Below are 1647 nucleotides of genomic sequence, written 5' to 3' on the forward strand. Positions count from 1 at the left end.
GGCCTGGGACAAGCTGCGCACCGATCCGATCATCCGCATGATGGTCATCTCGGTCGGCTTCTACGGCATGTCCACCTTTGAAGGTCCGATGATGTCGATCCGTGCTGTGAACAGTCTCAGCCACTACACAGACTGGACCATTGGTCACGTGCACTCGGGCGCGCTGGGCTGGAACGGCATGATCACCTTTGGTGCACTGTACTTCCTGGTGCCTGTCCTGTGGAAACGCGAGCGTCTGTACTCGCTGCAAATGGTAAGCTGGCACTTCTGGCTCGCCACGATCGGCATCGTGCTTTATGCCGCGTCGATGTGGGTCACCGGTATCATGGAAGGCCTGATGTGGCGTGAAGTGGATGCAAATGGCTTCCTGGTGAACTCGTTCGCTGACACCGTGGCCGCCAAGTTCCCGATGTATGTGGTGCGTGCTCTGGGTGGCGTGATGTTCGTCGCTGGCGCCGTGATCATGTGCTACAACCTGTGGATGACTGTGCGGAAAGCGCCGGCCAAAGAGGCCAGCCTGACCGTCGCGGTCCCGGCTGAATAGAGGGAGGGCCGGAGCAATGGCAATTCTCGACAAACATAAGATCCTCGAGACCAACGCGACCCTCCTGCTGATCTTCAGCTTTCTGGTCGTGACCATCGGTGGCCTGGTGCAGATCACCCCGCTGTTCTATCTTGAGAACACCATCGAGAAGGTGGAGGGCATGCGCCCTTACACCCCTCTCGAAATGGCAGGGCGTGAAATTTACATCCGCGAAGGTTGCTATGTCTGCCACAGCCAGATGATCCGCCCGATGCGGGACGAGGTCGAACGTTATGGCCACTACTCGCTGGCGGCTGAATCGATGTATGACCACCCGTTCCAGTGGGGATCAAAGCGTACCGGGCCTGATCTGGCGCGTGTCGGTGGCCGCTATTCAGATCAGTGGCAGATGGACCACCTGCGCAACCCGCAGTCTGTGGTGCCTGAATCGGTGATGCCGAAATACGGCTTCCTCGAACATCGCAAGATCGACGGCAAGTATATCGGTGACATCATGGCGACCAATGCGGTTGTCGGCACCCCCTATACCGACGAGATGCTGGAAAACGCGGTTGCCGATTTCAGCGCGCAGGCCGACCCTGACAGCGACTACGACGGTCTGCTCGAGCGGTACGGTGACAAGGTCAACGTGCGCAACTTCGATGGTCAGCCTGAACTGACCGAAGCCGATGCGCTGATCGCCTATCTGCAAATGCTGGGTACGCTGGTCGATTTCTCGACCTTTACCCCGGATGCAAGCCGTTAACAGGAGGGTGGGATGGAAGAATACACACTTCTTCGACAGTTCGCGGATAGCTGGATGCTGCTTGTGTTGTTTGTCTTCTTCGTTGGCATCGTGATCTGGGTTTTCCGCCCCGGTGCCAGCAAGGAATACAAGGACACCGCCAACATCCCCTTCCGGCACCAAGACAAACCCGCCACATCCAAGGAGGCGCGGCAATGAGCAAGACACCTGATAAACAGCCGGGCGATCCTAATACAACCGGGCACAGCTGGGACGGAATCGAGGAATTCGACAACCCCATGCCGCGCTGGTGGCTATGGACCTTCTACGCCACCATCTTCTGGGGCGTGATCTATACGATCATGTTTCCAGCCTGGCC

Annotated in this window: 4 protein-coding genes; all 4 read left to right on the forward strand. The window is 57.9% G+C overall.

Annotated elements, in window-relative coordinates; genetic code table 11:
- A partial coding sequence (locus ACR0C6_RS21110) for a cbb3-type cytochrome c oxidase subunit I (protein ID WP_480621052.1) occupies positions 1–544 on the forward strand: 544 nt, incomplete at its 5' end.
- Between the two features lie 16 nt (positions 545–560).
- Positions 561–1289, forward strand: coding sequence for a cytochrome-c oxidase, cbb3-type subunit II (gene ccoO, locus ACR0C6_RS21115; protein ID WP_480484688.1), 729 nt, complete (start codon positions 561–563; stop codon positions 1287–1289).
- A 12-nt stretch (positions 1290–1301) separates the two neighbouring features.
- Positions 1302–1487: a cbb3-type cytochrome c oxidase subunit 3 gene (locus tag ACR0C6_RS21120; RefSeq protein WP_480621054.1), complete on the forward strand. Its 186-nt coding sequence runs from the start codon at positions 1302–1304 to the stop codon at positions 1485–1487.
- Positions 1484–1647 (forward strand): cbb3-type cytochrome c oxidase N-terminal domain-containing protein (locus tag ACR0C6_RS21125; RefSeq protein WP_480621056.1); only part of this gene is annotated, 164 nt, incomplete at its 3' end. The genes ACR0C6_RS21120 and ACR0C6_RS21125, both read left to right, overlap by 4 nt.

This window comes from Ruegeria sp. AL12, assembly GCF_056540885.1.

Excerpts from the sequence above, each read along its gene's own strand:
- ACR0C6_RS21120 (WP_480621054.1), top strand. The coding sequence starts at position 1,302 with ATGGAAGAATACACACTTCTTCGACAGTTCGCGGATAGCTGGATGCTG.
- ccoO (WP_480484688.1), top strand. The coding sequence starts at position 561 with ATGGCAATTCTCGACAAACATAAGATCCTCGAGACCAACGCGACCCTC.